At 38.0% G+C, this 25,173-nt stretch carries 22 protein-coding genes and 5 pseudogenes; 10 read left to right on the top strand and 17 right to left on the bottom strand.

The window, feature by feature from the left end:
- Window positions 1-225, bottom strand: coding sequence for a hypothetical protein (locus tag ACWYN3_RS17505; protein WP_456222278.1), 225 nt, complete (start codon window positions 223-225; stop codon window positions 1-3).
- A 182-nt stretch (window positions 226-407) separates the two neighbouring features.
- On the opposite strand from ACWYN3_RS17505, the gene ACWYN3_RS17500 reads away from it, so the two are divergent.
- The 3 genes from ACWYN3_RS17500 to ACWYN3_RS17490 are packed head-to-tail and all read left to right on the top strand — an operon-like array spanning window position 408 to window position 1,787.
- The gene (locus tag ACWYN3_RS17500) at window positions 408-1,103 is read left to right on the top strand and encodes a CoA transferase subunit A (protein WP_456222277.1); all 696 of its coding nucleotides are present in this window, start codon (window positions 408-410) and stop codon (window positions 1,101-1,103) included.
- A 19-nt stretch (window positions 1,104-1,122) separates the two neighbouring features.
- Window positions 1,123-1,611 (top strand): CoA-transferase, encoded by a 489-nt coding sequence (locus ACWYN3_RS17495; RefSeq protein WP_456222276.1) that lies wholly within the window; start codon window positions 1,123-1,125, stop codon window positions 1,609-1,611.
- Window positions 1,584-1,787 carry a hypothetical protein gene (locus tag ACWYN3_RS17490; RefSeq protein WP_456222275.1) on the top strand — a complete coding sequence of 68 codons (204 nt, stop codon included), beginning with the start codon at window positions 1,584-1,586 and terminating at the stop codon, window positions 1,785-1,787. Before ACWYN3_RS17495 ends, ACWYN3_RS17490 begins: the two co-directional genes overlap by 28 nt.
- Here the strand turns inward: ACWYN3_RS17490 and ACWYN3_RS17485 are convergent.
- Both ACWYN3_RS17485 and ACWYN3_RS17480 read right to left on the bottom strand, forming a co-directional pair.
- The gene (locus ACWYN3_RS17485) at window positions 1,779-2,432 is read right to left on the bottom strand and encodes a uridine kinase family protein (RefSeq protein ID WP_456222274.1); all 654 of its coding nucleotides are present in this window, start codon (window positions 2,430-2,432) and stop codon (window positions 1,779-1,781) included. The genes ACWYN3_RS17490 and ACWYN3_RS17485 overlap by 9 nt on opposite strands.
- 78 nt (window positions 2,433-2,510) lie before the next feature.
- Entirely contained in the window at window positions 2,511-3,722 is a 1,212-nt protein-coding gene (locus tag ACWYN3_RS17480) for a LysM peptidoglycan-binding domain-containing protein (protein WP_456222273.1), read from the bottom strand.
- Between the two features lie 184 nt (window positions 3,723-3,906).
- Between ACWYN3_RS17480 and ACWYN3_RS17475 the strand changes: the two are divergent.
- A pseudogene (locus tag ACWYN3_RS17475) lies at window positions 3,907-4,387 on the top strand (Dps family protein).
- Between the two features lie 106 nt (window positions 4,388-4,493).
- A pseudogene (locus ACWYN3_RS17470) lies at window positions 4,494-6,313 on the top strand (UbiD family decarboxylase).
- An 82-nt stretch (window positions 6,314-6,395) separates the two neighbouring features.
- On the opposite strand, the gene ACWYN3_RS17465 reads toward ACWYN3_RS17470, so the two are convergent.
- The 3 genes from ACWYN3_RS17465 to ACWYN3_RS17455 all read right to left on the bottom strand — a co-directional run bounded on the left by ACWYN3_RS17465 (window position 6,396) and on the right by ACWYN3_RS17455 (window position 8,909).
- Window positions 6,396-7,394: an OmpP1/FadL family transporter gene (locus ACWYN3_RS17465; RefSeq protein WP_456222272.1), complete on the bottom strand. Its 999-nt coding sequence runs from the start codon at window positions 7,392-7,394 to the stop codon at window positions 6,396-6,398.
- 164 nt (window positions 7,395-7,558) lie between these two features.
- A complete protein-coding gene (locus ACWYN3_RS17460; RefSeq protein ID WP_456222271.1) occupies window positions 7,559-7,930 on the bottom strand; it encodes a hypothetical protein in 372 nt (123 codons plus the stop codon).
- A gap of 16 nt (window positions 7,931-7,946) precedes the next feature.
- A complete protein-coding gene (locus tag ACWYN3_RS17455) occupies window positions 7,947-8,909 on the bottom strand; it encodes a hypothetical protein (protein ID WP_456222270.1) in 963 nt (320 codons plus the stop codon).
- Window positions 8,910-9,016: 107 nt separating this feature from the next.
- Here ACWYN3_RS17455 and proS point away from each other — a divergent pair, with 107 nt between their 5' ends.
- The 4 genes and pseudogenes from proS (at window position 9,017) to ACWYN3_RS17435 (ending at window position 13,133) form a co-directional block, all read left to right on the top strand.
- Window positions 9,017-10,489: a proline--tRNA ligase gene (gene proS, locus ACWYN3_RS17450; RefSeq protein WP_456222269.1), complete on the top strand. Its 1,473-nt coding sequence runs from the start codon at window positions 9,017-9,019 to the stop codon at window positions 10,487-10,489.
- Between the two features lie 33 nt (window positions 10,490-10,522).
- The gene (locus tag ACWYN3_RS17445; RefSeq protein WP_456222268.1) at window positions 10,523-11,662 is read left to right on the top strand and encodes a cystathionine gamma-synthase; all 1,140 of its coding nucleotides are present in this window, start codon (window positions 10,523-10,525) and stop codon (window positions 11,660-11,662) included.
- Between the two features lie 93 nt (window positions 11,663-11,755).
- Window positions 11,756-12,536, top strand: a pseudogene (locus tag ACWYN3_RS17440) (TIGR02757 family protein).
- An 84-nt stretch (window positions 12,537-12,620) separates the two neighbouring features.
- The gene (locus tag ACWYN3_RS17435) at window positions 12,621-13,133 is read left to right on the top strand and encodes a YdeI/OmpD-associated family protein (RefSeq protein ID WP_456222267.1); all 513 of its coding nucleotides are present in this window, start codon (window positions 12,621-12,623) and stop codon (window positions 13,131-13,133) included.
- A gap of 647 nt (window positions 13,134-13,780) precedes the next feature.
- Here the strand turns inward: ACWYN3_RS17435 and ACWYN3_RS17430 are convergent.
- The 11 genes and pseudogenes from ACWYN3_RS17430 to ACWYN3_RS17380 form a co-directional block, all read right to left on the bottom strand.
- Window positions 13,781-14,509, bottom strand: a complete 729-nt coding sequence (locus ACWYN3_RS17430) for a polyprenol monophosphomannose synthase (RefSeq protein WP_456222266.1) — start codon at window positions 14,507-14,509, stop codon at window positions 13,781-13,783.
- Between the two features lie 175 nt (window positions 14,510-14,684).
- A pseudogene (locus tag ACWYN3_RS17425) lies at window positions 14,685-16,541 on the bottom strand (peptide MFS transporter); the annotation flags it as partial.
- 134 nt (window positions 16,542-16,675) lie between these two features.
- Window positions 16,676-17,029 (bottom strand): POT-type proton-dependent oligopeptide transporter, encoded by a 354-nt coding sequence (locus tag ACWYN3_RS17420; RefSeq protein ID WP_456222265.1) that lies wholly within the window; start codon window positions 17,027-17,029, stop codon window positions 16,676-16,678.
- Window positions 17,029-18,066: a POT-type proton-dependent oligopeptide transporter gene (locus tag ACWYN3_RS17415; RefSeq protein WP_456222264.1), complete on the bottom strand. Its 1,038-nt coding sequence runs from the start codon at window positions 18,064-18,066 to the stop codon at window positions 17,029-17,031. The genes ACWYN3_RS17420 and ACWYN3_RS17415 overlap by 1 nt, the downstream gene beginning before the upstream one ends.
- On the bottom strand, window positions 18,066-18,338 hold the full coding sequence (locus ACWYN3_RS17410) for a hypothetical protein (protein WP_456222263.1): 273 nt from the start codon (window positions 18,336-18,338) through the stop codon (window positions 18,066-18,068). The genes ACWYN3_RS17415 and ACWYN3_RS17410 overlap by 1 nt, the downstream gene beginning before the upstream one ends.
- A gap of 107 nt (window positions 18,339-18,445) precedes the next feature.
- Complete coding sequence (locus tag ACWYN3_RS17405) at window positions 18,446-19,357, bottom strand: hypothetical protein (RefSeq protein ID WP_456222262.1); 912 nt, start codon at window positions 19,355-19,357, stop codon at window positions 18,446-18,448.
- A pseudogene (locus tag ACWYN3_RS17400) lies at window positions 19,357-20,534 on the bottom strand (acetyl-CoA C-acyltransferase). Before ACWYN3_RS17400 ends, ACWYN3_RS17405 begins: the two are co-directional and overlap by 1 nt.
- 75 nt (window positions 20,535-20,609) lie before the next feature.
- Window positions 20,610-21,065: a GLPGLI family protein gene (locus ACWYN3_RS17395; RefSeq protein WP_456223059.1), complete on the bottom strand. Its 456-nt coding sequence runs from the start codon at window positions 21,063-21,065 to the stop codon at window positions 20,610-20,612.
- 5 nt (window positions 21,066-21,070) lie between these two features.
- A complete protein-coding gene (locus tag ACWYN3_RS17390; protein WP_456222261.1) occupies window positions 21,071-21,388 on the bottom strand; it encodes a hypothetical protein in 318 nt (105 codons plus the stop codon).
- 351 nt (window positions 21,389-21,739) lie between these two features.
- A complete protein-coding gene (locus tag ACWYN3_RS17385) occupies window positions 21,740-22,582 on the bottom strand; it encodes an outer membrane beta-barrel protein (protein WP_456222260.1) in 843 nt (280 codons plus the stop codon).
- Window positions 22,557-24,173, bottom strand: coding sequence for a TonB-dependent receptor (locus ACWYN3_RS17380; protein ID WP_456222259.1), 1,617 nt, complete (start codon window positions 24,171-24,173; stop codon window positions 22,557-22,559). The genes ACWYN3_RS17385 and ACWYN3_RS17380 overlap by 26 nt, the downstream gene beginning before the upstream one ends.
- A 400-nt stretch (window positions 24,174-24,573) precedes the next feature.
- Between ACWYN3_RS17380 and ACWYN3_RS17375 the strand changes: the two genes are divergently transcribed.
- Window positions 24,574-25,143 carry an RNA polymerase sigma factor gene (locus ACWYN3_RS17375; RefSeq protein WP_456223058.1) on the top strand — a complete coding sequence of 190 codons (570 nt, stop codon included), beginning with the start codon at window positions 24,574-24,576 and terminating at the stop codon, window positions 25,141-25,143.
- Window positions 25,144-25,173: the final 30 nt, after the last annotated feature.

Raw genomic sequence — 25,173 nt, 5'->3', positions numbered from 1 at the left:
TTATTTAGTTACCCTGGTAATCCATTGAATACAATCCTGGGGTTCTGCTATAGGCCATCCCTCTGCAAGGTTATTTTTACATCCGCCTGTCCACGTTATACTAACTTCGGGAGAGTTATTCTCATCTACAATGCGGCAACCGGTTTGCTGATCTTTAATATAAGAACGACTCTTTTTCTGGGCAAATGTTTTAACAGAGCCCAGACAGATCAACAGAAATAACAATGCTCTAAGATATTTTATTTGGCATGTTTTTATTAGAAGCTTGACTAAACATTAAATAGTTTCTAAGACAATTGTACGAAATTGTTTCAAAACAGATCTGCGTAATAAAAAATATTAATAAATCATCATTAATATTTTGCCGGGGTTGTTTTTATCTATAATTTAGCGATCAAACCAAATATATGATCAACAAGAGAGTAGCGGATGCCGATGAAGCAATCCGCGATATTATAGACGGACAAACGATTATGCTTGGTGGTTTCGGATTGTGTGGCATACCTGAAAAGTGTATTGCTGCATTAGTTAAGAAGGGCGTGAAGGAATTAACCTGTATTTCCAATAATGCAGGAGTAGATGATTTCGGAATTGGCCTGATGCTGAAAACCCGTCAGGTAAAGAAAATGATTTCTTCTTATGTAGGGGAGAACGCAGAATTTGAACGCCAGTTACTGAGCGGAGAATTAGAAGTTGAACTGATCCCTCAGGGGACATTGGCTACCCGCTGTATGGCGGCTGGTTATGGAATGCCTGTAATTTATACCCCAGCTGGTGTAGGTACAGAAGTAGCCGAAGGTAAAGAAGTCAGAAACTTTAACGGAAAAGATTATTTAATGGAATATGCTTTTGATGCAGATTTTGCAATCGTAAAAGCATGGAAAGGTGATACTGCAGGAAATCTTGTCTTCCGTTCCACAAGCCGTAATTTTAATCCGGTAATGGCCATGGCAGGTAAAATTACTATTGCCGAAGTAGAAGAACTTGTAGATCCAGGAGAACTTGATCCGGATCATATCCATACCCCGGGTGTGTATGTACACCGTATTTTTCAGTTCAGATTACGAAAAAAGAATAGAGCAACGCACAGTCAGACCGCGTAATTAACCAATCAAATATTTTATGTTAGATAAGAACGGAATTGCGAGACGTATCGCTAAAGAAATAAAAGACGGTTACTATGTGAATCTGGGAATTGGTATTCCTACACTGGTAGCAAATTATATCCCTGATGGAATCAATGTAGTCCTGCAATCGGAAAATGGCTTGTTAGGTATGGGACCATTCCCTTTTGAAGGAGATGAAGATGCAGACATGATCAATGCCGGAAAGCAAACGATTACCACACTACCGGGGTCTTCTATCTTTGATTCAGCAATGAGTTTTGGAATGATCAGAAGTCAGAAGATTGATCTGACCATATTAGGTGCGATGGAAGTTTCTGAGAATGGTGACATAGCCAACTGGAAAATTCCCGGAAAAATGGTCAAGGGAATGGGTGGAGCAATGGATTTAGTAGCCTCAGCTAAAAATATTATTGTAGCAATGCAATGCAGCATATCAATAAAGCAGGAGAAAGCAAGTTGTTACCAAAATGCAGTTTACCATTAACAGGTGTAAATTGTATCAGGAAGGTAGTTACAGAATTAGCCGTACTTGATATTTTACCAGAAGGTGGTTTCAGATTAATTGAAAGAGCGCCGGGTGTGAGTATTGATTTTATTAAACAATCTACCTCAGGAAAGTTATTCGCTGAGGCAGATGTTAAAGAAATGGATTTAAACTGATCTCTGTGCGCTCAGTACAGTTTCTTTCAGTTCGTCTGATATCTCTTTAGAAGTGGCGATAATATCTTCCGCCACATGTTTATTGTTAATGATAATTTTCTGACACGATTCCTTGTAAGGAAGCAGAAATTGTTTGTAAGCAGGCATAACGTGGTTAACCCATTGGTACATAACCATATCACGGGTATAACCACGTTCTATCTCATCTCTTGAGATTCTGCGGTTAAGTGTGATTTCTTCATCAGCATCCATAAATATTTTCAGGTCGAATAATTGTGATAGTTCAGGATAATGGAATACAAATAATCCCTCTACAATTATAATCGGTGCACTCGTTATATTCATTAAACGCGCACTTTCCTCATTAATATTAAAAGTATATTCTTTTCTTGAAATTGACTGACCATCAATAAGCAATTTTAAATCTTCCAGTAGTTTGGTGTCATTAATTCCTTCCGGGAGGTCAAAGTTGACCCATCCGTTATCATCTACCTTCTGTTCACCAATTGGTTTGTAATAATCATCCTGGGAGATTAAACATACTTCCTCTGTATTGAAATGGTGGAGAAAACATTTTAAAAAGAATGTTTTTCCTGAACCACTACCTCCAGCAACACCTATTATATAGGGTTTATTATTGTTCATTCGCTTGTCCACTGTACGTTAAATTGCACAAAAACCTTTTATCCAATGCGCCCAATGCATCGGCTACCGCTTTTGTGACTACAATAATAACATCTTTTGTGGACTCATTCTCAGTAAATTTACCAACACAACCTTTGCAAACGTAGACCTGTTGCTCATCGGATTGGTGATTTTCATAATGGTTCCGATAGGTGCAGAGCGGTGAAGTACCAGCATTTTTGAAGGGTCTAAATCTTTATCTGTGATCCAGACTCCAGCACCTTTTTCATCCATCTGACTTAGTCCATAGCGGCTGGCAGGTAACCTTAATGACGGGTTTTTAACTGATTCTATAGTATCAGCATCCTTCGCGTCTGAATCGTTATTGTGTTCATTTTTAACAGGATACTGTCCGTTTATTAATAATTTCTGACCAACATAAAGAGAGTTAGTTGTTAAATTATTTTTAGCTTTTAGCTGATCAAGCGTCAGGCTGTATTTTGTAGCTATAGAATACATGGTTTCATTAGAAGCAACCGTATGTTCAAGGAATTGATTCTTGTCTGGATTGCCCTGAACTACAGGTGTAGCAGCTTCAGATTTAATAACAGGGGTTTCTGATTTTTTTACAATTTCCGGTTTTTTTCTCCGAGCAACAACAACTGGTGTTGGCGGAGGTGTTGCGTGTACAGGGGGCACCGGAGTAGTCGCTACTGGTTTTGTCTGTGCAGTTTGTACCGGCGCTGTTTGTACTGGAGTTGAAGAAGTGGTTTCAGCTCCGGCTTTTACAGGCATTTTTAAAATCTGTCCTATTTTAAGATTAATGGTTTTCAGGTCGTTGATCCGTTTAATGTCTGCTACGGTTGTACCATATTGTCTGGCAAGCATCATTAAATTTTCTTTAGGCTGAACAGCATGTTCTGTAAATTCTGAATTTCCCTGATCGGCAGCGGGAGTTGTCTCTGCTGGTTTATTCACTACTACAGTAGGTTTAATAGCTTCGACATGTTTGGTTACCGCTGTTTTTACCGGAGCAACTGCAGCTGGGCCTGAGAACGGAACGTTTGTCGGTACTTTGACCAAAACTCCGATAGAAAGGAACTTATTCTCATTATAAGCGATAATTTCCTTTGGGCTTACATTATATCTTCTGCCAGAGAAATAATAAGTATCCTTTGCTACGACCTGGTGTAAAATTAATTTTTTTCCATTTAGATTCTCAACACCTATGGAGTCTCTTAGATTATCAGCCTTTACTGCAGATAAATTCAGGAAAAGGCCAAATAATAACGGTATATAATATTTTTGCATTAACGTTCTTATGAATGATTAATTAGGCAATTATACGAATAATATATAAGAGCCTCAATTCTGAATACTAAACGACAATTATATGTCTCTATTGTATCATATAGTTTTTTTTTCAAAACCATTTGAGACTTGCAATTGTTGCTTTATTATAGATTAACAACCCCAAATTAAATAAAAATACATTATGGACGCAAAAGAAATTAGTTTGAGTGAGAAACAAGTTAAACCAGTAGTGGACCTGTTGAATGATTATCTTGCAAACTATCATATTCATTATCAAAAGCTAAGAGGATGTCACTGGAATATTAAAGGACAGAATTTTTTTACACTGCATCTCTTAAATTTAAGAATTATATACCAATGCACAATTGACTATTGATGAAATAGCTGAACGTGTTTTAACTTTAGGAAAACCACCTCATAGCCGTTTTGTAGATTATATTAAAGAATCTGGTATTAAAGAAATCAATACAATAGGTTTACAGGATTTGGCAATGGTTGATGCTGTATTGGAAGATATGGCACACTTAATTCAATTAGAACGTGAATTATTGGATGCAACTTCGGCAGCAGGTGATGATGGTACTAACGATATGGTGAATCGTTTCATGCAGTTTAAAGAAAAAACTACCTGGATGTTACGTTCATTTGCCGGCAAAAAATAATAGGGCATATGCTCTTCATAATTCCAATGTAAAACCATGTGAAAGCATGGTTTTTTTCTGTTTTAATGAGGTATACAAACCAGAAATCTTAATACCTTTGATCCTGATGGGATATAAAAGCTTAGCCGAATGTGTGGCTGATTTAGAAAAACGTGGTCATTTACTTCGTATTAAAGAAGAAGTAGATCCTTATCTGGAAATGGCAGCTATACACCTGCGGGTATATGAACAGAAAGGCCCTGCATTGTTCTTTGAGAAGATTAAGGGAAGCCCGTTTCCGGCAGTTTCTAATCTCTTTGGAACATTAGAAAGATCTAAATTTATGTTTCGTGACAGCTTGCCTCGTGTAAGTCAGCTGGTGGATCTGCGTTCTGATCCTATGAAGGCGTTTAAGAACCCTTTTAAATTTGCTGGTGCTGGCCTTACTGCTCTTTCAGCATTACCAATGCAACAGCACTTGTTTAAATCTGCGTTTAAGAAAACGACAATTAGTCAATTACCTCAAATTGTGAACTGGCCAATGGATGGAGGTCCATTTGTAACCATGCCTCAAGTTTACACAGAAGATGTAAATAAGCCAGGAATACTAAATGCTAATCTGGGTATGTACCGTATTCAGCTTGCTGGAAATGATTATATAAAAGATAAAGAAATTGGATTGCACTATATCAGATTCACAGAGGAATAGGAGTACATCAGTCTAAAGCCAATGCAAAGGGAGTACCTCTAAAAGTAAGTATCTTTGTAGGTGGGCCACCTTCACATCCGCTTGCGGCAGTAATGCCATTACCGGAAGGTTTGTCTGAAATGACATTTGCAGGTGCATTAGGTAACCGTCGTTTCCGCTATTTTTATGATGACGAAGGGTTTTGCCTTTCGGCTGATGCAGATTTTATCATTACCGGAACAGTGTATCCGCAAGAAACTAAACCAGAGGGACCATTTGGAGACCATTTAGGCTATTATAGTTTGACTCATCCTTTTCCATTAATGAAAGTACATAACGTATATCATAAGGAAGATGCAATCTGGTCATTTACTGTTGTAGGCCGTCCTCCTCAGGAAGATACCAGTTTCGGCGCGCTGATTCATGAAATTGCAGGGTCAGCTTTGCCACAGGAAATTCATGGCTTAAAAGAAGTAAATGCGGTAGATGCTGCTGGCGTTCATCCTTTATTATTTGCCATTGGAAGCGAAAGATATACTCCGTTCCTTAACGAACGCAGACCACAGGAGATCCTGACTATTGCTAACCATATATTAGGAAAAAATCAGCTTAGCCTTGCGAAATATGTTCTTATAGCTGCACGGGAAGATAACGAAGAGTTAGATACACATGATATTGAAGTTTTCTTAACTCATATATTATCACGCATAGATTTAAAGAGAGATCTTCATTTTCATACAGAAACAACTATTGATACACTTGATTATAGTGGTGGTGGGTTGAATAGTGGTTCTAAAGTCGTACTGGCTGCTGCGGGTGAGATCAAAAGAACACTATCAAAAGAGTTGCCGGCTGATTTTAAATTACCTGGTTCATTTGGAACATATCATTTTGTGATGCCGGGAGTACTTGCGATTACTGCTGGTATTTATACTACTCCCGAAGAAGCCGCAATTTCAATAGCAGAACTGAATATCCAGTTAATAAAACAACCACTTGATGGGGTAGCTTTGATTGTATTATGTGATGATGCAGCATTTACAGCTGATACCATAAATAATTTTGTTTGGGTAACCTTTACCAGAAGTAATCCGGCGGTTGATATCCATGGGGTAGGAGAGTTTATTAAAGATAAACATTGGGGCTGTACAGGGGCTTTAATCATTGATGCAAGGAGAAAGCCGCATCATGCACCTGAGTTGATTAAAGATGAGGCTGTTGAAGTTAATATTGATAGATTTTTTAAGGCTGGAATATAGTCGGCCTTTTTGATGCAGGGCATCTAATAAAAAGCCCGCTGTTGAAAATCAACGGCGGGCTTTTTGATGAAATCTGTAAGGATTAGAATTTAACTCCTACAGTTAAAAACACATTGTTTCTTGCCACTTTAGCAGTTGCTACCGGCTCTGAAAAATTATTCAGTTCATATGGTGCAAAAGTGTTTGTAGTTTCTGTGCGCTGATAAGCAAGATCAACATAATATTGATTAAAGCGGTAACCAAGACCACCAGAATAATATTTCACATCAAATACATTTTTATCATCACTTTTATAAGGAGTGCCATTTAAGCCATACCCGGCTCTCAGGGTAAAGTCGTCAATTCTGTATTCACCACCTATTCTATAGTTAACTGCACTTTTGTAGTTCTGTTTGATATATTGATTGTTTTCCCTGATCAGATCAGAATAACCATCACTTACAGATAGTTTAGTCGAAGCATAATCAACATAGTCAATATCAGCACTTAATAATCCATTCTGACCAATAATTACGCTTCCACCCAGGGATGCTTTGTAAGGTGTACGAAGGTTGTAGTTAAAGTTGCTGTTATATATATTACTATATACACTTCCAGAAGGTACTCCACCTAGTGAAAAACGAGTGTCTAAAACTTCTGCATAGTCTTCTTCTACATGCATCCAGGTAGGAGCCTGAAAAGTAGCACCAATTCTTACTTCATTAATTGGTTTGTATATTAATCCTAAGCGACCATTAATTCCTGAACCTGTTGTATGCTGGCCTGTTGAATAAGCAAGGTCATAGTTTTTTCCAACTTCAGTATTCGGACGTGCAGGAACCGGGGCTCCAACTGGCAAAGTGTTAATGATAGTTCCCTGCTCAGTATAAACACTGTTATTGATATAGCGCATATTTACAAATCCGATACTTGCACCAAGATACAATTGATTGGAGATGTTTATAGCACCAGAGAAGTTAAGTTCAGAAGTTGAACCCACTCTGCTCTCAGTTTTAGATTGTGTATTAGTCTGGCTTGTTGCAGGTACATAAGAGAGATTGTCTCCGCTTTTCTGATCGATTAGAAAATTATCGAATGCCATCCCTGGAGCTCCGGCTAAATCAGGTTCCCGAACGCCATTGGCTCTTTCTGCGAAAGCATCCGCAATAGAACTGTTATTGTTAGTTCCTGCATAGCTAAAGTCGCCACCGAAATCATTATTTCTGTTAAACCCTATTCCCCAAACTACACTAAGTATACCTTTATTTAAATTAGATCTTTTGGTCTGACAACCGGATTGTACCAGACCATAGCAGCCTGGTTAAGATTTAAACGGTTTTTCGTGTCTTTTGAATTTTGGCCAAGAAAGCTTGCATCAGATTTTACATTATTGAATTCAGGAGTGATGCTGAATTCAGAACGGGTGAACATACCCAATCCTGCTGGGTTGCCACCAATTGAACTGATATCACCACCTAAACTTATTTGTGCATTTCCTAAACCTTTAAATCTTGCAGAGCTTCCATAATCAGTGCGCGAAAACCTTAAGGCATCGCCTGCATATGTGCCATTTTGAGCATAAATATTACCTGTAGTACCTACTATAGCTACCACCAGGAGTTGTATGAATTTTTTCATTTACAATTTTAGATTATTAATTACCACGTCCTCCGCGACCGCCTCCGCCACCGCCGCCACCACCAGTTCTTCCACCGCCACCGCCGCCATAATTGCCGCCAGAGTTAGTTGGTGTGTAAGAAGATCTTTCAGAAGTCCTTTGCGGGGTATAACTTTGAGATCTGTCTGGTCTTGAAGAAGATTGAGAAGATGATCTGGAAGTTCCGTAGCCATTACCTCTTGCATTGTAACCTCTGCTGCTGGAACCTGATCTGTTATCATAACTTTGTGATGATCCGTCGCCACGTGTTGATCTTCTGCCCGGTACTGAATTACCACTTGCATCATATCTTCTTGAGCCGGAACCATTATAGTTTCCTCTTCCGTAATTATAATTGTCTCCGCCTCTTGCATTTCTAGGTGCATAAGTGCTGTTATAACGTCTGCCACCGTAGCCTCCGCCATAATAACCGCCCCCGTAATAGCCTCCACCATAGAAGCCACCGCCCCATAGTCCGCCATAACCGCCGGCCCATCCCCAGGGAGAATAGAAAGGAGAATAAAATCCGCTACCCCAGCCATATCCAAAGCCTAAACCCCATGAACTGCCGTAGTAACCGTTACCAAATCCCATTCCAAAGCCTAATCCTGAGTAATAAGGAGAGTAACCATAACCGCCGCCATAAAATCCGTCACCATAAAATGGATCATAATAATTTCTGTATGGGCTGCCGTAATAAAATCTATTGATACGTGAAGAATAATCCATGTCAGCATATAAATCACTGCTGCCATAATAATCATCATTATCGTTATATCCGTCATTTACTGATTGCGACGAGTAAGTCCGTTCGGGTGCGGTATACTCTACCGCTTTCGCTGTTGAGCCATAAACATCGTCATTATGACGAGTTTGCTGGGCCATTTGAGGAGCAGAGCAGGACGACACGGCGAGAGCCGCAACGACCAGCAAGCTGGGAAATAAATGGTTAGGTTTCATAATATGTGAGTTCTTTGTGTGTGTAAACAGTTTTTTTGTAGGCATAAATTTATAAATTTGTAGCCTAGCATGCAAGTTATTTAACACAATAAACGTTCCAAACAGTTATGAGCAAAGGTATTACAAGTAAAAACGAGGATTATTCCCAGTGGTATAACGACATTGTTATGAAAGCCGATCTGGCAGAACATTCCGCTGTAAAAGGATGTATGGTTATAAAGCCCTATGGCTATTCCATTTGGGAGAAAATGCAGGCTGTTTTAGACCAGAAATTTAAAGATACAGGGCACAGTAATGCCTATTTTCCGTTATTCATTCCTAAGTCATTTTTTTCTAAAGAAGCGGCGCACGTAGAGGGTTTTGCGACAGAATGTGCAGTTGTGACACATTATCGTCTTAAAAATGATGGTGAAGGCAATATTATTGTTGATCCTGAAGCAAAATTAGAAGAAGAATTGATCGTAAGACCAACTTCTGAGACCATTATATGGAATACTTTCAGAGGATGGGTACAGTCTTATCGTGATTTACCTTTGCTGATTAACCAATGGGCAAACGTAGTGAGATGGGAAATGCGTACACGTCTTTTCCTGCGTACCACAGAATTCTTATGGCAGGAAGGCCATACTGCACATGCAACTTCAGAAGAAGCAGTAGCAGAAACAAGGCAGATGCTTGATGTATATGCTGAGTTCGCCGAAAAATGGATGGCATTGCCGGTTGTTAAAGGAGTGAAGACAGCTAATGAGCGTTTTGCAGGTGCATTGGATACTTATTGTATTGAAGCATTAATGCAGGATGGAAAAGCTTTGCAGGCTGGTACTTCTCACTTTTTAGGTCAGAATTTTGCTAAAGCCTTCGACGTTAAGTTTACCAACAAAGAAGGTAAGATCGAACACGTATGGGCAAGCTCATGGGGAGTATCTACCCGTATGATTGGTGCGCTGATTATGGCACACAGTGATGATCTGGGATTGGTTTTACCTCCTATGTTAGCACCTATACAGGTAGTTATCGTACCTATTTACAGAAACGATGAAGATTTTGATAATATATCTTCTTATGTGAATGAATTAACACCGAAGTTGAAAGCATTAGGGATTTCTGTTAAATATGATAACAGAGATTCTCAGCGTCCGGGATTCAAATTCGCAGAATATGAATTAAAAGGCGTACCAGTTCGTTTAGCAATTGGTGGCAGAGATATGGAAAACGGTACTGTAGAATTAGCAAGAAGAGATACCGGAGAGAAAAAGACAGTAAGTCAGGAAGGCCTGGATACTTATATCCTTCAGTTATTAGATGAAATCCAAGAGAACATCTATAAAAAAGCTTTTGATTACAGAAAAGAGCATATTACGATTGCCAATACCTATGATGAATTAAAAGACCTTTTAGACAACAAAGGTGGATTTATTTCTGCACATTGGGATGGTACGCCAGAAACAGAGCAAAAGATAAAAGAAGAAACAAAGGCTACAATCAGATGTATTCCGTTAGATAATAAGTTAGAAGACGGAATTTGTATTTACTCAGGTAAACCATCTGTTCAACGCGTTTTATTCGCCCGTGCTTATTAAGCTGCAGGCATCAAAAATTTAAAAAAGAGCAACATGAAATTTGCAACTAAAGCCATACACGCAGGTCAGGAACCTGATCCATCAACAGGAGCGGTAATGACTCCAATTTATCAAACCTCTACATACTGGCAAAAATCGCCGGGTGAGCACCAGGGTTTTGAATATTCAAGAGGGACAAACCCAACTCGTCAGGCATTGGAAAATTGTCTTGCCGCATTGGAAAATGCTAAATATGGTTTGGCTTTCTCTTCTGGAATGGGTGCTACAGATACTGTTTTGCGTTTATTGCAACCAGGTGATGAGGTAATTACAGGTAATGACCTTTACGGAGGATCGTACCGCATTTTTACCAAAGTATATGCGAAATATGGCATTAAATTTCATTTCCTGGATTTATCGAAACCAGAAAATATGCTGCCATATATCAATGATAAAACTAAATTGGTATGGATTGAGACACCTACAAATCCAACCATGCAGATTATTGACATTGAAGGCGTAGCTAAAATCACTAAAGAAAAAGGATTGATCCTGACGGTAGATAACACTTTTGCTTCACCATATTTACAGAACCCAAATGATCTGGGAGCTGATATTGTGATGCATTCAGTTACCAAATACATTGGCGGTCACTCTGATGTAGTAATGGGTGCATTGTTAGTGAACGATGATCAATTGTACAAAGACCTGTGGTTTATCTACAATGCGTGTGGAGCAACACCAGGGCCACAAGATGCATTCCTTGTTTTAAGAGGTATCAAAACTTTACACCTGCGTATGAAAGCGCATTGTGAAAACGGTGAGAAAGTAGCACGTTTCCTTAAAACCCATCCTAAGATTGATAAAATCTACTGGCCGGGTTTTGAAGATCATCCTAACCATGATATTGCCAAAAAACAAATGCGTGGTTTCGGTGGAATGGTTTCTATTACCCTAAAAGGAGCTGATTTAGCAGAAACTTTTAGAGTAGCTTCTTCTTTCAAAGTATTTACCCTTGCAGAATCATTAGGCGGAGTTGAGTCTCTGATTAATCACCCAACTACAATGACTCACGGTTCAATCCCTAAGGAAGAGCGTGAAAAAGTAGGTGTAACAGATAACCTGTTGCGCTTAAGTGTTGGAGTAGAAGATATCGATGATCTTTTGGCTGATTTAGCTCAGGCATTAAGTTAATCAAATACAAGCTTTGTAATTAAACAAGCTATATAATATCATTCACGAAGCCAGTTTAATTATAATTAAACTGGCTTCTTTAAATTAAAACCATTGGAATTTTTAGAATTAAAGGACTTTCTGGATATAAAAGTTGCGCAATACAACAGGCCCGATTTTATCACTAATGATCCAATTTGTATTCCCCATCGTTTTTCCAAAAAACAGGATATTGAAATTACTGCATTTTTCGCAGCGATTTTGGCCTGGGGTCAAAGGAAAACGATTATCAATAAGTGCACCGATCTTTTTGACCGTATGGACAACGACCCCTACAACTTTATGCTGCACCATGGCGATGAAGATCTGCGTCGTTTACTGAACTTCAAACACCGGACTTTTAATGATACCGATCTCCTGTACTACTATTTCATTTTTCAAACATCATTACACGCTTTCAGATAGTTTAGAAACGGCATTTCTACCCACTGACTTTGCCGGACCGGGGAATTTTACTGCTGAAAATGCCCTTAACCATTTCCGTACCTATTTTTTTAGTCTTCCGGATTCCCCGCGGAGAACCGTTAAACACATTTCTTCACCAACTCAAAAATCCACCTGTAAAAGATTAAACATGTTTTTGCGCTGGATGGTACGCAAGGATCAAACAGGAGTAGACTTCGGTGTGTGGACTACAATTTCTCCAGCGGATTTAATCTGCCCCTGTGACGTACACGTAGACCGTGTTGCCCGTCGGCTTGAACTGATTACCCGTAAACAAACCGATTGGAGAACTGCGGTTGAACTTACAGCAGAATTGAGTAAGTTCGATCCAAAAGATCCTGTGAAATATGACTTTGCGCTCTTCGGACTAGGCGTAGAAGAGAAATTCTAAAGCGCAAAAAAATCTCTATCTTTAAATTAGATTTAGCCAGTTAAAAACAGGTTAAAGACGATAATTTTAGAAATTCAATCACAGATGATAACTTTTGATGCCGAGATTGAACGCTTCTCCAAAATGGGTGAGAAAACCGGATGGAGTTATGTCACTATCCCTATGGAGATAGCCAATCAAATAAAGCCTTATTGTCGTAAGAGTTTCCGTGTTCAGGGGTTCCTTGATGCCCTGCCCGTATCAGGTCTATCCTTTATTCCAATGGGAGAGGGGGGCTTCATCCTGGCGCTAAACACCAATTTACGTAAACAATTGAAAAAGGAACAAGGAGCAAAGTTGCACCTGCGACTCGAAGAAGATCAAAATTTCAAAATAGAAATGCCAGAAGACCTCGAGCTTTGTCTTATTGAAGAAAGGCATTGTCTCGAAAATTTCCTGAACCTTCCCAAATCCCATCAGAACTATTACATCAACTGGCTCAATACCGCTAAAACTGAGCCTACCCGTGTCAAACGATTAACTCAGATCGTCATCGCTATGGATAAAAGACAAACTTTCTCAGAAATGATGCGAAGCGATAAAAGTAACGAATTCTAATAAGACTTCTTCTAAGCGGTTGTCAAGTAAACAATTTCTTCTAAGCGGTTGTCAAGTAAACAATTTCTTCTAAGCGGTTGTCAAGTAAACAATTTCTTCTAAGCGGTTGTCAAGTAAACAATTTCTTCTAAGCGGTTGTCAAGTAAACAATTTCTTCTAAGCGGTTGTCAAGTAAACAATTTCTTCTAAGCGGTTGTCAAGTAAACAATTTCTTCTAAGCGGTTGTCAAGTAAACAGTTTCTTCTAAGCGGTTGTCAAGTAAACAATTTCTTCTACGCGGTTGTCAAGTAAACAGTTTCTTCTAAGCGGTTGTCAAGTAAACAGTTTCTTCTAAGCGGTTGTCAAGTAAACAGTTTCTTCTAAGCGGTTGTCAAGTAAACAATTTCTTCTACGCGGTTGTCAAGTAAACAGTTTCTTCTAACCAGCTATCCATAACAAATCACCTCCTAACCAACAAAAGCAACTCGGAACAAGCAGATATTAAAGTTCATCAGCCGGTTCAGAAATTACAACCAGCTCAACCACCCTGCAGGCAGGATAGAAAACAAAAAAACACCTTAAGTATGCTGACATCAGTTCCAGAATGGAACGTAGTCGGCATACTTAAGGTGTTTTTTTTTTTTTGTTCTATGGAGACGAAGCCCCCGTTAAGCTCGTTTGTAATTTCTGAACCAGCTGCTTATCTTCATCTGTATAACTCCGACAAATGCTTCGCGGAAAATCCGTGTACTCATTTTCGAAGTCCCCTCAGTTCTATCAGTGAATATGATCGGAACCTCAACCACGTTAAAACCATATTTTATCGCTGTAAACTTCATTTCAATTTGAAACGCATATCCCACAAACTTAATCTTGTCAAAAGGAATAGTTTCCAGAACAATTCTTTTATAACACTTAAATCCAGCGGTAGCATCCTGAATATTGATCCTTGTAATTAACCTCACATACATTGAAGCAAAATAAGACATCAATACCCTGCTCATTGGCCAGTTAACCACATTAACCCCTCTTACATACCTTGAACCAATAGCAACATCAGCACCGTTTACACAAGCCTCACGGAGTGCAAACAGATCATCCGGGTTATGAGAAAAATCAGCATCCATCTCAAAAATGTAATTGTAGGCATGTTGTAGTGCCCATTTGAAACCATGGATATAAGCAGTTCCCAAACCTAATTTTCCAGTTCTCTGTTCCATGTGTAAGCCAGGGAATTCCTGTTGTAGTTTCTTTACAATATCAGCCGTGCCATCAGGCGATCCGTCATCAATAATTAAAACCTCAAAAGAAAAGTTCAGACTAAATACCTTGCGGATAATCTTCTCGATGTTTTCTTTTTCATTGTAGGTGGGGATGATGACTAAGCTATCTGACACGTGTGTAGTATAAAAAAATGTAATAGAATTATCCGCGAAAATATTGATTAAAATTGAAATTCGTGTAATTATAAACTGATTTAACATCAGTTAACATTTACCATTTCACAAAAAAAGGCTGTAGTTTTCAAAACTACAGCCTTTCATTAGAAAATTCGTCTATTTTAATTATTGACTAGCTAGTCGCATTCATTGTTTTTTGTAACCACTTGGTTATGAAAAACAAGATAACAGAAGCAATACCAGCCATTACTACGAATAACATAAAGAAATCATAAAGATTTTTAATTGTGTATCCAAGGAAAGTTGGTTTTTCGGGGTTAAGATTATAGACTTCCACTACAGAAGCCGTTTTGTCACTACCCTTGATGATATATATTTCCGTTTGGGCTGCATTTGTACCCAATAAGAACTTACCTTCTTTTTCGCCAGCAACAGCAAGTTTTGCAACTTCACTTTCACTTAGTTTTTTAGGAGAGATCCTGTTTATTTTATTAGTATCAATAGTAATGGTCTGTTGAGCAGAAGCAATTGAAAGTGCAACCAAAGAATCAGGACTAAGAGAATGAGAGTTCTTTTTAACAGTACTCAAATCCCACTGCTGAATGTTCTTTTTGTTGTTAGCTACTTCCTGCCAGTTAATAGCACTGCTTGTCAATACCAAAGGGCTAACTTTATATTCAGCTATTTTAGCTTCCTCTTCAGGATATTTAGAACTTAATTTTCCAGCCAATACGTTTGCGCCTGCATTAGCAAGGAACCATACAGCCATTAAAAGAGAAGAAAGTTTAAGCGGAGAAAGTTTATTTACCAATGATAATCCAATTGGCGAAAGACATAGCTCACCCCAGGTATGGAAAGCATACATACCAATCAGGTAAATCATACTTACTTTTATTCCAGCACCAACATCTTTAACTCCTGTAGCAATAACAAGGTATCCAAGTGCAAGTAACATTAAACCTAAAGCCATTTTAGTAGGAGCAGAAGGTTCTCTTTTTCCTAGTTTAATCCACAACCAGGCAAATATCGGTGCAAATACAACTACAAAAATCGAATTTAAAGATTGGAACCAGCTCGATGGAACGGTAAAGAAACCTAAATTTCTTTGGGTCTGCTCTTCGGCGAAGAATGTTAACGAAGCTCCGGCCTGCTCGAAAGCACTCCAGAAGAATAATACGAAGAAAGCGACAATGAAAATTACAGATATCTTTTTCTTCTCGATTTTGCTAAGCGTTTTATCTGTGAAAATCATAATTGCAATACCAACTACGGCAATAATCAGCAGGTAACTCAAATAACTCACAATTTTAGCATCGATATATAACATTCCTACACATAGTGCAGAAAAAGCAAATAAGCCTAGATAAACCAGAACAGGTGAAACTTTTTTGTCACCTGGATTAGCAGGTGTTAAACCTAAAAGATCTCCATTCTGATCACGTACATACTTATCTCTGAATTTGATGAAAACGATTACCCCTATGGCCATTGCTATCGCACCGGCAAGGAATGCCCATTTAAAGTCTGCAGGATTACCTGTATCTCCAAAAAAAAACACAAAAATAAATGGGCCTAATGCACCGCCTACGTTGATCCCCATATAGAAAATCGTGTAAGCAGCATCAATTCTGCGGTCATTTTTAGGATAAAGCTGACCTACCATTGATGAGATATTTGGTTTAAAGAAACCATTACCTGAAATCATGAACCCAAGGCCTGTGAAGAACAGGAATGTGGAGATGTCGGGCATCGTATGGTAAAGAGAGGCACAACCGAACATAATCAGTTCTCCCAATGCCATTAATATTCCCCCGGTTACAATAGATCTTCTGTTTCCCCAGTATTTATCAGCGATAAAACCACCAATCAATGGGGTCAGATATACAAGTCCTGTATAACTTCCATATAAATTTGACGCAAATGCTTTGTCAAATAATAAGGCTTTGGTCATAAAAAGCACCAAAACGGCCCGCATACCGTAATAATTGAAACGTTCCCACATCTCGGTAGCGAACAGCACATATAATCCTTTTGGATGGCCTTTTTGAGCAGCGTCTACTTGCCCCGCTTAAGGATTTCAGATTGATCCATAAATGTTGTTTTATAGTTTAGTTAAATTTAAAAGTTTGCAAATTAATTCTAATTATCGAGTATTCTTCGTAACTATTTTATTCCTTTTTCTTCCATGATACCATTCAGCCATTTTAAAAGAAAGAATGCAACAACCGCCGAGAAAAGAAGGAGGCTGAAATTCACCCAAAAGAAATTGGCTTTATTTTCATAAGTATCCCAAAGCGTAGCCAGAACACCAGATAATTTATTTCCAATTGAAGTTGCCAGAAACCATCCGCCCATCATCAGGGAAGTGATCCTTACCGGACTTAATTTAGAAACCAGTGAAAGTCCCATCGGACTTAAAAATAATTCTCCGATTGTGATTACACCATAGCCAGCTACCAGCCAGAGCACAGAAACTTTTTCACTTCCATTACCACCAGAATATACTGCACCGATCATCACCAGTACTGAAAGGGCTGAGATAAATAAGCCGAATGCGATTTTTGTACTGTACTTGGTTCCCTGTTTCTATTGCGGAGCCAGGTGAAAAATGCGACTACTAACGGAGTCAGTAAAATTACCCATGCAGGATTAATAGACTGGCTTAAATTTGTTGCCCAAAGTTCAACCTTACCACCTTCGGCAGGAAGCTTATCAGCAGGGATATTCTTGAAATAAGTTGGATAATTGTATTCTTTCAACACCACTCCATCTTTCTTTTGAATGCGGAATGCGTTGTCATATAAAGGTATAGAGTCTTTCGAATAGGTGAAGTTTTGTGAGAAATTCAGTTTGGAAAACGTTTTCTCTGCAATAGGATTTTGCAGATGTCTGTCTGTATAACGATCAGCCCAGGTAGTTAATGCAGTACCATTTTGCTTGAATACAGCCCAGAATAGAATAACAACAGCAAAAATAGTCAGTAACGCTGCAATTGGTCTTTTTTCGTCTTTATCGGCCTTAGCCAGTAGAGAACCATAAAAATAGATTACAGGAACACAGGCAAAGATAAATGCATCGGTAGAAGCAGAACCAACCAGTGGATGGCCCATTAGTTTAGTTGGAAGGACCCAGCCAATTACTCCAGCAATAACAGAAGGCACTAAGATAACCAATACTATTTTCAGGAATGACATATCACCTTCTTTAACACCCTTTTTAACGTCGAAAGCTCTGTAATGCTTCATCCCATAAATAAAAATGGCAACGCCAATGAACATACCAACTCCGGCTGCAATAAAAGCATAACCCCAACCCAGCATAATGTATAATGCCGCCCCAAAGAAATTGCAGATAAAAGCACCGATATTAATACCCATATAGAAGATGTTATAACCCTCATCTTTTTTATCTGAATATTCAGGGGTGGAATAGATATTACCCAGGAGGGTGGAGATATTTGGTTTAAAGAAGCCATTTCCAATAATAACCAGTGTCATGGATAGATATAGAATTGGTAAACTATGTATGGCCATCATGCAATAACCCATACCCATTAACAGACCGCTAAAATGATAGACTTAGCATAGCCCAAATATCTATCGGCAATTAATCCGCCTAAAAATGGGGTAAGAAATACAAGCGCTATGAACGTACCATAAAGGTCCGCAGATTCAGCCTCAGTCATCGAAAAACCGGCTTTAACATCTTTTAAATACAGGGTGAAGATCCCTATCATCAGGTAATACCCGAAACGTTCCCACATCTCAGACAAGAAAAGAAAAGTCAGTCCTCTCGGATGCTTTACTTTAACGGTTTCATTCATCAATTTCAAAAATTAGGTGTGTGTTAGCGTAGTGACGCATCGCGCAATATAAGGACATGACCCCGTAATCACAAATTTAAGCCCTATAGAGGCGTTATTTTGCTTAAAAGTTAATTTTTTACTGGTGTCTCTTTGGGTTTAGGATCTATATAGAAATCATCCTTAGCATTCGGATCATTCTTTAATTCAATATTTTCCATGAGTTTTAATTGATTACCAACCAAACGGTAACCATCATCAAAGCTCGAATCAGAAGCGTAGTATTCAAAATTTCCCTCCATGTTAGGATCAAAAGGAGCAAGGTGATCAAACACAATCATCTGTTCCTTCTTGTCAAGCCTTAAAGTCATGGAATTTAGTTTGTTATATTCAAAGACAATTCTGTTTTTTACCTCAGTGTTTTTAGGTCCCTGAAAAATTGCTTTTCCAAATTGAAGTTCCTCATTTTTAAAAGAAAGCACTTCAATAACCTTTTTAGAAGTTTTATTCGTATTGCCTTTCCAGCCCAGCAATACATATGAAGTATTCTGGCCACTTACAATCAAGGGCACTATTTCATAATAGCGGGCACCATACCATTGTTTATTTGTAGTAATCAGATTATTATCTTTGATTTGATCAGTTTCATCAATCAAAGGGTATAATTTTAGTTTTCCATCTTTTGTGGCCATCTGAACTGTGCCAAAGAAACGATAAGTGCCTTCTACCGTGGGCACATACCACGAGAAAATCCTGAAAGCATTATCCGGTGATTTGACAACGGATATTGTTTGCAGGGAATCAAAGGCGAAATCAAAAGAAGAAGGTGTTTTTAATGCTGTTACGAGCGTTTTGATGAAATTTGCATTCTGCGCAAAACGATCAGCATTATTGGGGGCTGAAAATAGGGTGCGGGTAATTTTAAGCAGTGAATCCTGGTATTTATTCAGTACTTCAGTATTCCGGTTGAGTTGTGCAGAGACATCAGTCACTGCACAGCTCATCAGGAATACTATTAAAAAGGGTTTGAAAACCTTAATCATTAATTTAATTTTTCAATAACCAATGCACTGGCACCACCACCGCCATTGCAGATTCCGGCTACGCCGATTTTACCGTTATTCTGATTCAAAACAGAAAGTAAAGTAACTACGATACGAGCTCCGGAAGCGCCAAGCGGATGTCCCATTGCAACTGCACCACCATTTACATTTACTTTGTCCTCAGATAAGCCCATTTCCTGGTTATTCGCTAAAGAAACTACAGAGAAAGCTTCATTGATCTCAAAGAAATCTACATCGGCAATATTTTTTCCCGCTCTTTGCAAAGCTAATGGAATAGCTTTAGAAGGTGCTGTGGTAAACCACTCTGGTGCTTGTTGGGCATCTGCATAACTTAATATGCGAGCCAGTGGTTTTAAACCCAGTTCTTTTGCTTTATCAGCACTCATTAAAACTAATGCTGCTGCACCATCATTTAATGCAGATGCGTTTGCTGCGGTTACTGTACCATCTTTCTTGAATACCGGTTTTAAGCCAGGTAATTTATCGAAGTTAACCGAATAAGCATCTTCATCCTTATCAACTATAGTCGCATTTCCTTTACGGTCAATTACTTCCACCGGAATAATTTCTGCATTAAATTTACCGTCATTGATTGAGGCCTGTGCTCTCTTATATGAACTCACAGCATAATTATCCTGTGCCTCACGTGTGATATTATAAGTTGATGCACATAATTCGGCAGCAGAACCCATATGGTAGTCTTATAAACATCCCATAAACCATCCTTAACCAAACCATCAGTTAATTGTCCGTGTCCTAATCTGTAACCTGTTCTTGCTTTATCAAGGTAATAAGGCACATTACTCATGCTTTCCATTCCACCAGCAACAACAATATCATTTTGCCCTAAAGCAATACTTTGTGCTGCAAGCATGATTGCTTTAGTACCAGAAGCACATACTTTATTAATTGTGGTAGAAGGAACATCAGGTAAACCGGCAAATTTGGCTGCCTGAGTAGCTGGTGCCTGACCTATATTAGCAGATAAAACATTGCCCATATATACTTCCTGTACGTCTTCAGGTTTAATTCCCGCTTTCTCAACAGCAGCTTTAATGGCAAAACCTCCTAGCTGGGTAGCTGTAAAACCTGACAGCGATCCGCCGAAACTTCCAATTGCTGTTCTTAATGCTGATACGATAACTACTTCTCTCATTTGTCTCTATTAAATTTGGTTGTTGGCAAATCTAATAATAATTTTAAATTTGCTCAGGATGGTCTTTTTTAAAACCTACAATAAAAAAGCTTTGTACATTCCTTTAGCATACTCGCCCCAGTTCTTTAAAGCTGCAGTTAATGTAAGCTTTAAACCTTTATTATCTGTTACTTTACCTTTGGCAGGAGGGGTTAGCTTGTTTGGAGCTACGGGTCTGTCAGCTACAGTTTTAGCAAACCAGGTAACATTTTCATGAGGAAGTGCCAGCCCTAGTATCATTCCGGGCAAACCGCTGAATGATTCAGGCCCGCCTGATACTGGGATCTGATCAGTATAAAAAGCTACGACGTAAATGGAGTCCATAACCAATGCATTAGCTCTGCGACAATTAAAACCCGCAATTTCTCTTGTTTCATCAGTTATTTTCCAATTAATTACTCTTGTACTGTCTTTAACCAGGAAGGTTTCTTCAAAAACTTTTTTCTGTGTAGTCTGCTGTTTGGTATTAAGATCAGTATAAGTTGTATTAATCTGACTTACACCAGGGCTTCGCCGAAAAAAGGAGTAGGAGGTGAATCATCCACTATAGGTTTAAAAAGAGTAATCTGATTAGAGAAAGATAAAGTGCTCTTTGATAGTTTAAACTGCGGTGATGTCTTTTTGTACTGCTCAAAAAATTGTGACATATAGCTGCTGTTATCTTTATTGATCCTTTTTTGGATGATCGCATACATATTAGTACTTCTTTCAAATTCTATCTCACCCTGGGTAGTAAACCTGGCATTCTGTGCCAGTAAAGAGGTGCTGAAGCCAATGAATAGCAAGGCCAGGATAATGATTGTTTTTTTCTTCATAAACTATTTTTTTGAGGTTCCTCCACCCATTTTATTAAAGTCCCATGTTATCGAAGCCATGAAATATCTTTTGATAGTTGTATAGCTGGTTTGTGTGATCATATTTCCATTTGCATTTCTGTTAAAACCAACATTCTGATTCAGCAGGTCATTGGCTGAGAGCGAAAATTTCAGGCTTTCTGATTTTAGGAATTTCTGCTGATCCTTGCATTCAGGAGTAAAAGGTTGAAATCTGAATTAAATGATTTTGTTTTACCCCTGTACTCATAACTGGCATCAGAACCAATTTCAAATTTGCCGGGTAAATAAATGGTAAAATAGCTCTCACCATTCAGACCCCATCCATTATCATTAGTAGTTTTTTTTTAGTGAAGACTGATTGGTTGTATAAGTGGGGCCAAAAGATAAACGGCCTTCAAATTTTTTCTCCTGATATTTTGAAATGGATAGCTGTCCGGAGTAACTATTGGATTGAGTTTTATTAAGTGAACCGTTGACATAGCTATAATAGGTGTTCCCATTGGAATTCAAACTCATTCCGGTATATAAATCATGAAATTTCAATTTTTGTGAAAACCCTGCATATAAATAATAATTACTGGTTTGTTTATCAGAAAGATTAGTTGATTTATAGGTGCTCTTTCCTGTAGGATCTGTATCAACGTTATTTACTATGGCGTTGGAAGTGAAATTGTAAGCTCCGCCAACATAAATACTCTGGCCACTTAAGACTTTATAAGAATTATAATTGATATCTATTCTGTTATTGAATGATGATTTTAAATCAGGATTTCCGATTCTGATGTTTAAAGGATCAGTATTGATCAGGACTGGCTGAATCTGATCGATGTTTGGTTGTGATGTATTACCAGTATAGCCAATACGCAGGGATTTTTGCTGACTGAATTTATACTGATAACTGGCTTGTGGGTTCCAGTTGATGAAATTCCTTTTAAAAGAACTGTTGTCCATTACATTCTTTTGATCAAAACTGACATTGGAAACTTTAGTCCCAAAATTGATAATGTTTTTATCCTTCTTGAAATTAAAGATTGCTCCCGCAAGGTTGGAGATCTGATCCAGTTTATAATTGTTACTATATAGGGGATCTAAATAAGTATAGTTTCCATCAGGAGACTTATTGAAGGATTGTCTGTTAGCACTGCTGTTACTGGTTCCGAACCCATAATTCAATAAGGGTTAAGACTTTAGATAGTGGTTCGGTATAAGCGAGATTAGTTGAAAAGACAGATGATGTGATTGTATTTGTTTTAAACTGGTCAATTACCTGACTACTGTCCCTGCCGCTTTTGGTATTGAAGAAATCATTTTTAGATTCCAGGTAGCCATTACTTTTATTCTCATTTATGGATTGTCCTATATTTAAGGATAGTGTCCGACCTTTTTTCTTTAGTTTTTTAGTCCAGAAGAGATTGGCATCAAATATTTTATCATGGCTATCATTTGATAACTTTCTTGAACTTTTATTTAATAACAAATCATTAGAAAAACTACTTCCTGTATAATTATTCTCCGTATTACTGTTTTTAGCTGTACCACTGGCAGAGACTTTTAATGTAGAGGTAGAATCAATCTTGATCTGATAGGTTGCATCAAGCTTTTGCTTAAACAGGTAGTTATCGAAACTCTCATCCGAATTTGATTTAATGATGCTCGTTGGCAGGTTATTCTGGCTTAAAGTGTTTTTTGTACCATCTACATTTAATGAGCCAATTTTATAGTTCGTATTGATTGATTCTTTATCGTTATTCCACTTGGAATCATAATGCAAACCTCCGGTTCTGGCAACCGGGATACCCTCACCATTATATTTTCCATCATAAGAATCAAGGGCGTCATTGCTATTTGTTGTGATGGTTATACCACCATCCTGGAATTGCATCTCATTACCTGCCCCATACTTACCATTATCCTGCCAGCCAAGGCCCATTTTTCCATTATTTCCCAATGTACCATAGGCAGAAAACTTTTGTTTTCCTTTAAAAGCGTTAAACATTCCTTGTGCCTGATAGAATTCATCTGTTGCTCCGCCTGCATCAAGCTTTCCAAAATATCCATTCTTTTTATCATCCTTCAGTTTGATATTGATAGTCTTTTCTTTTTTTCCATCATCTATACCAGTAAAAGCTGCCTGGTCGCTTTTTTTATCATATAACTGAACCTTATCTACCATGTCGCCCCTGATGTTTTTAGTAACCAGGGTAGGGTCGTCTCCAAAAAACTCCTCGCCATCAACCAGTACCTTATTTACTTTTTGGCCCTGTGCAGTTATCTTCCCATCCTTATCTACTTGTATGCCAGGTAACTGTTTTAGCAAGTCTTCGACCTTAGAGTTAGGCTGTATCTGGTAAGCCGAAGCATTAAATTCGGTCGTATCACCTTTAATCTTTATTGCAGCGGCTTTACCTTTGATAATTACATCTGCAAGAAGAGTAGCTTTCAGTGTTAATTTTATTTTACCAAAATCAATATTGGTTTTGGTGCTGTCTAAAATAAATGGTTCCACGTAATCTGCGTATCCTGGATAAGTAACCAGTAAAATCAGCTTGCCTTTTTGAAGGTTCGGAATATTAAAAGTACCATTTTCGGTAGCTCTTGTAAACTTCACAAGTGTCGAATCTTTAGCACGTAACACACTAATTGTCGTATAGTGAAAATTAGCACCAGATGCGTGATCCGCTACAGATCCTTTAACAGACCATGAATTTTGAGCGAGCGTCCATTGTGAAAAGAAACAAAAAATAGCTATTAAAAATAATCTCATAAGGAATTAAGTATAAGGCTAATATATAACTAATTATTTAGTAGATGTTATTATGGTAGTGTTAAATAAGGTTAAAGTATGTTAAATTAACTATGGATTGTTTTTTTTGTTAATCATATGGTTCTTTTGAGTTCAAGCAGTTGTTTTATGTTGCATTTGATGAGATTAATATGATGTATTGTCTGTTTTTTTTAGCAGGACAATTGAAATACATTTTTTTTTAAAAAAAAATGTACTCTTTTATTATTGGAAAAACGTTTTTGTTTTTTGAAGAGTGTAGAATTACACTCAACACTATTGTTGAATTGTAAAAAAGTTTTTAACATTGAATATTAATTAGTTAAGTGTATTTGATGGAGGTATTAGAGAATAATAGAATAAAAACTGTTGAAAAAGTGTCCTGGGAGAAGACGAGTTATTCAGTCATGTCAAAGCAGGTAATAAAAATGCTTTCGAACAATTATACAGAGATCACAGTGTTGGAATTTATGGTAGTCTAAGAAGGCTGACCAGAGATGATGAGCTTGCTAAAGAGCTCCTTCAGGATGTCTTTCTTAAAGTATGGGAAAGGAAAGCAGCACTCAATCCAAATAAGCCTTTTCACTTTTATCTTTTCAGTATCGCAAGAAATTCGGTGACAGATTTCTATCGAAAAGTTAAACGGGACAGATATATGCTGCAAAATCTTCAGCTTCTTACTTCAGAGATTACGCATCAGCCAATTGAAAGTGTTGTTGCAGGGGCAGAAGAAGAACGACTGCTTCAGGTCATAAAAACACTTCCTCCGCAAAGAAGGAAAATATTTATCCTTTGTAAGCTGGAAGGTAAATCTTATGATGAAGTCAGTAATATTTTAGGAATAAGGGCCTCCACAATAGGTGATCACATTGTTAAAGGGACTAAATATCTTAAAAAACATATGATTAAGGCTGGAGAGATACTTGTTTTTTTTTTTTTTTTTTCCATCTAATTCTGCATCCGTTTGCTTGTTGAAAACAAT

It is taken from the genome of Pedobacter sp. NJ-S-72, assembly GCF_053890575.1.
Note: the sequence above shows the minus strand (reverse complement) of the source record. Positions and strands in the feature narration are given on the sequence as shown.

What these genes read in the sequence shown, in the direction of transcription:
- ACWYN3_RS17500 (WP_456222277.1), top strand. Translation starts at nt 408, where the DNA reads ATGATCAACAAGAGAGTAGCGGATGCCGATGAAGCAATCCGCGATATT.
- ACWYN3_RS17495 (WP_456222276.1), top strand. Translation starts at nt 1,123, where the DNA reads ATGTTAGATAAGAACGGAATTGCGAGACGTATCGCTAAAGAAATAAAA.
- ACWYN3_RS17485 (WP_456222274.1), bottom strand. Translation starts at nt 2,432, where the DNA reads ATGAACAATAATAAACCCTATATAATAGGTGTTGCTGGAGGTAGTGGT.
- ACWYN3_RS17480 (WP_456222273.1), bottom strand. Translation starts at nt 3,722, where the DNA reads ATGCAAAAATATTATATACCGTTATTATTTGGCCTTTTCCTGAATTTA.
- ACWYN3_RS17465 (WP_456222272.1), bottom strand. Translation starts at nt 7,394, where the DNA reads ATGGCATTCGATAATTTTCTAATCGATCAGAAAAGCGGAGACAATCTC.
- ACWYN3_RS17460 (WP_456222271.1), bottom strand. Translation starts at nt 7,930, where the DNA reads ATGAAAAAATTCATACAACTCCTGGTGGTAGCTATAGTAGGTACTACA.
- ACWYN3_RS17455 (WP_456222270.1), bottom strand. Translation starts at nt 8,909, where the DNA reads ATGAAACCTAACCATTTATTTCCCAGCTTGCTGGTCGTTGCGGCTCTC.
- proS (WP_456222269.1), top strand. Translation starts at nt 9,017, where the DNA reads ATGAGCAAAGGTATTACAAGTAAAAACGAGGATTATTCCCAGTGGTAT.
- ACWYN3_RS17445 (WP_456222268.1), top strand. Translation starts at nt 10,523, where the DNA reads ATGAAATTTGCAACTAAAGCCATACACGCAGGTCAGGAACCTGATCCA.
- ACWYN3_RS17435 (WP_456222267.1), top strand. Translation starts at nt 12,621, where the DNA reads ATGATAACTTTTGATGCCGAGATTGAACGCTTCTCCAAAATGGGTGAG.
- ACWYN3_RS17420 (WP_456222265.1), bottom strand. Translation starts at nt 17,029, where the DNA reads ATGATCGGTGCAGTATATTCTGGTGGTAATGGAAGTGAAAAAGTTTCT.
- ACWYN3_RS17415 (WP_456222264.1), bottom strand. Translation starts at nt 18,066, where the DNA reads ATGGGTATGGGTTATTGCATGATGGCCATACATAGTTTACCAATTCTA.
- ACWYN3_RS17405 (WP_456222262.1), bottom strand. Translation starts at nt 19,357, where the DNA reads ATGATTAAGGTTTTCAAACCCTTTTTAATAGTATTCCTGATGAGCTGT.
- ACWYN3_RS17390 (WP_456222261.1), bottom strand. Translation starts at nt 21,388, where the DNA reads ATGAAGAAAAAAACAATCATTATCCTGGCCTTGCTATTCATTGGCTTC.
- ACWYN3_RS17380 (WP_456222259.1), bottom strand. Translation starts at nt 24,173, where the DNA reads ATGAGATTATTTTTAATAGCTATTTTTTGTTTCTTTTCACAATGGACG.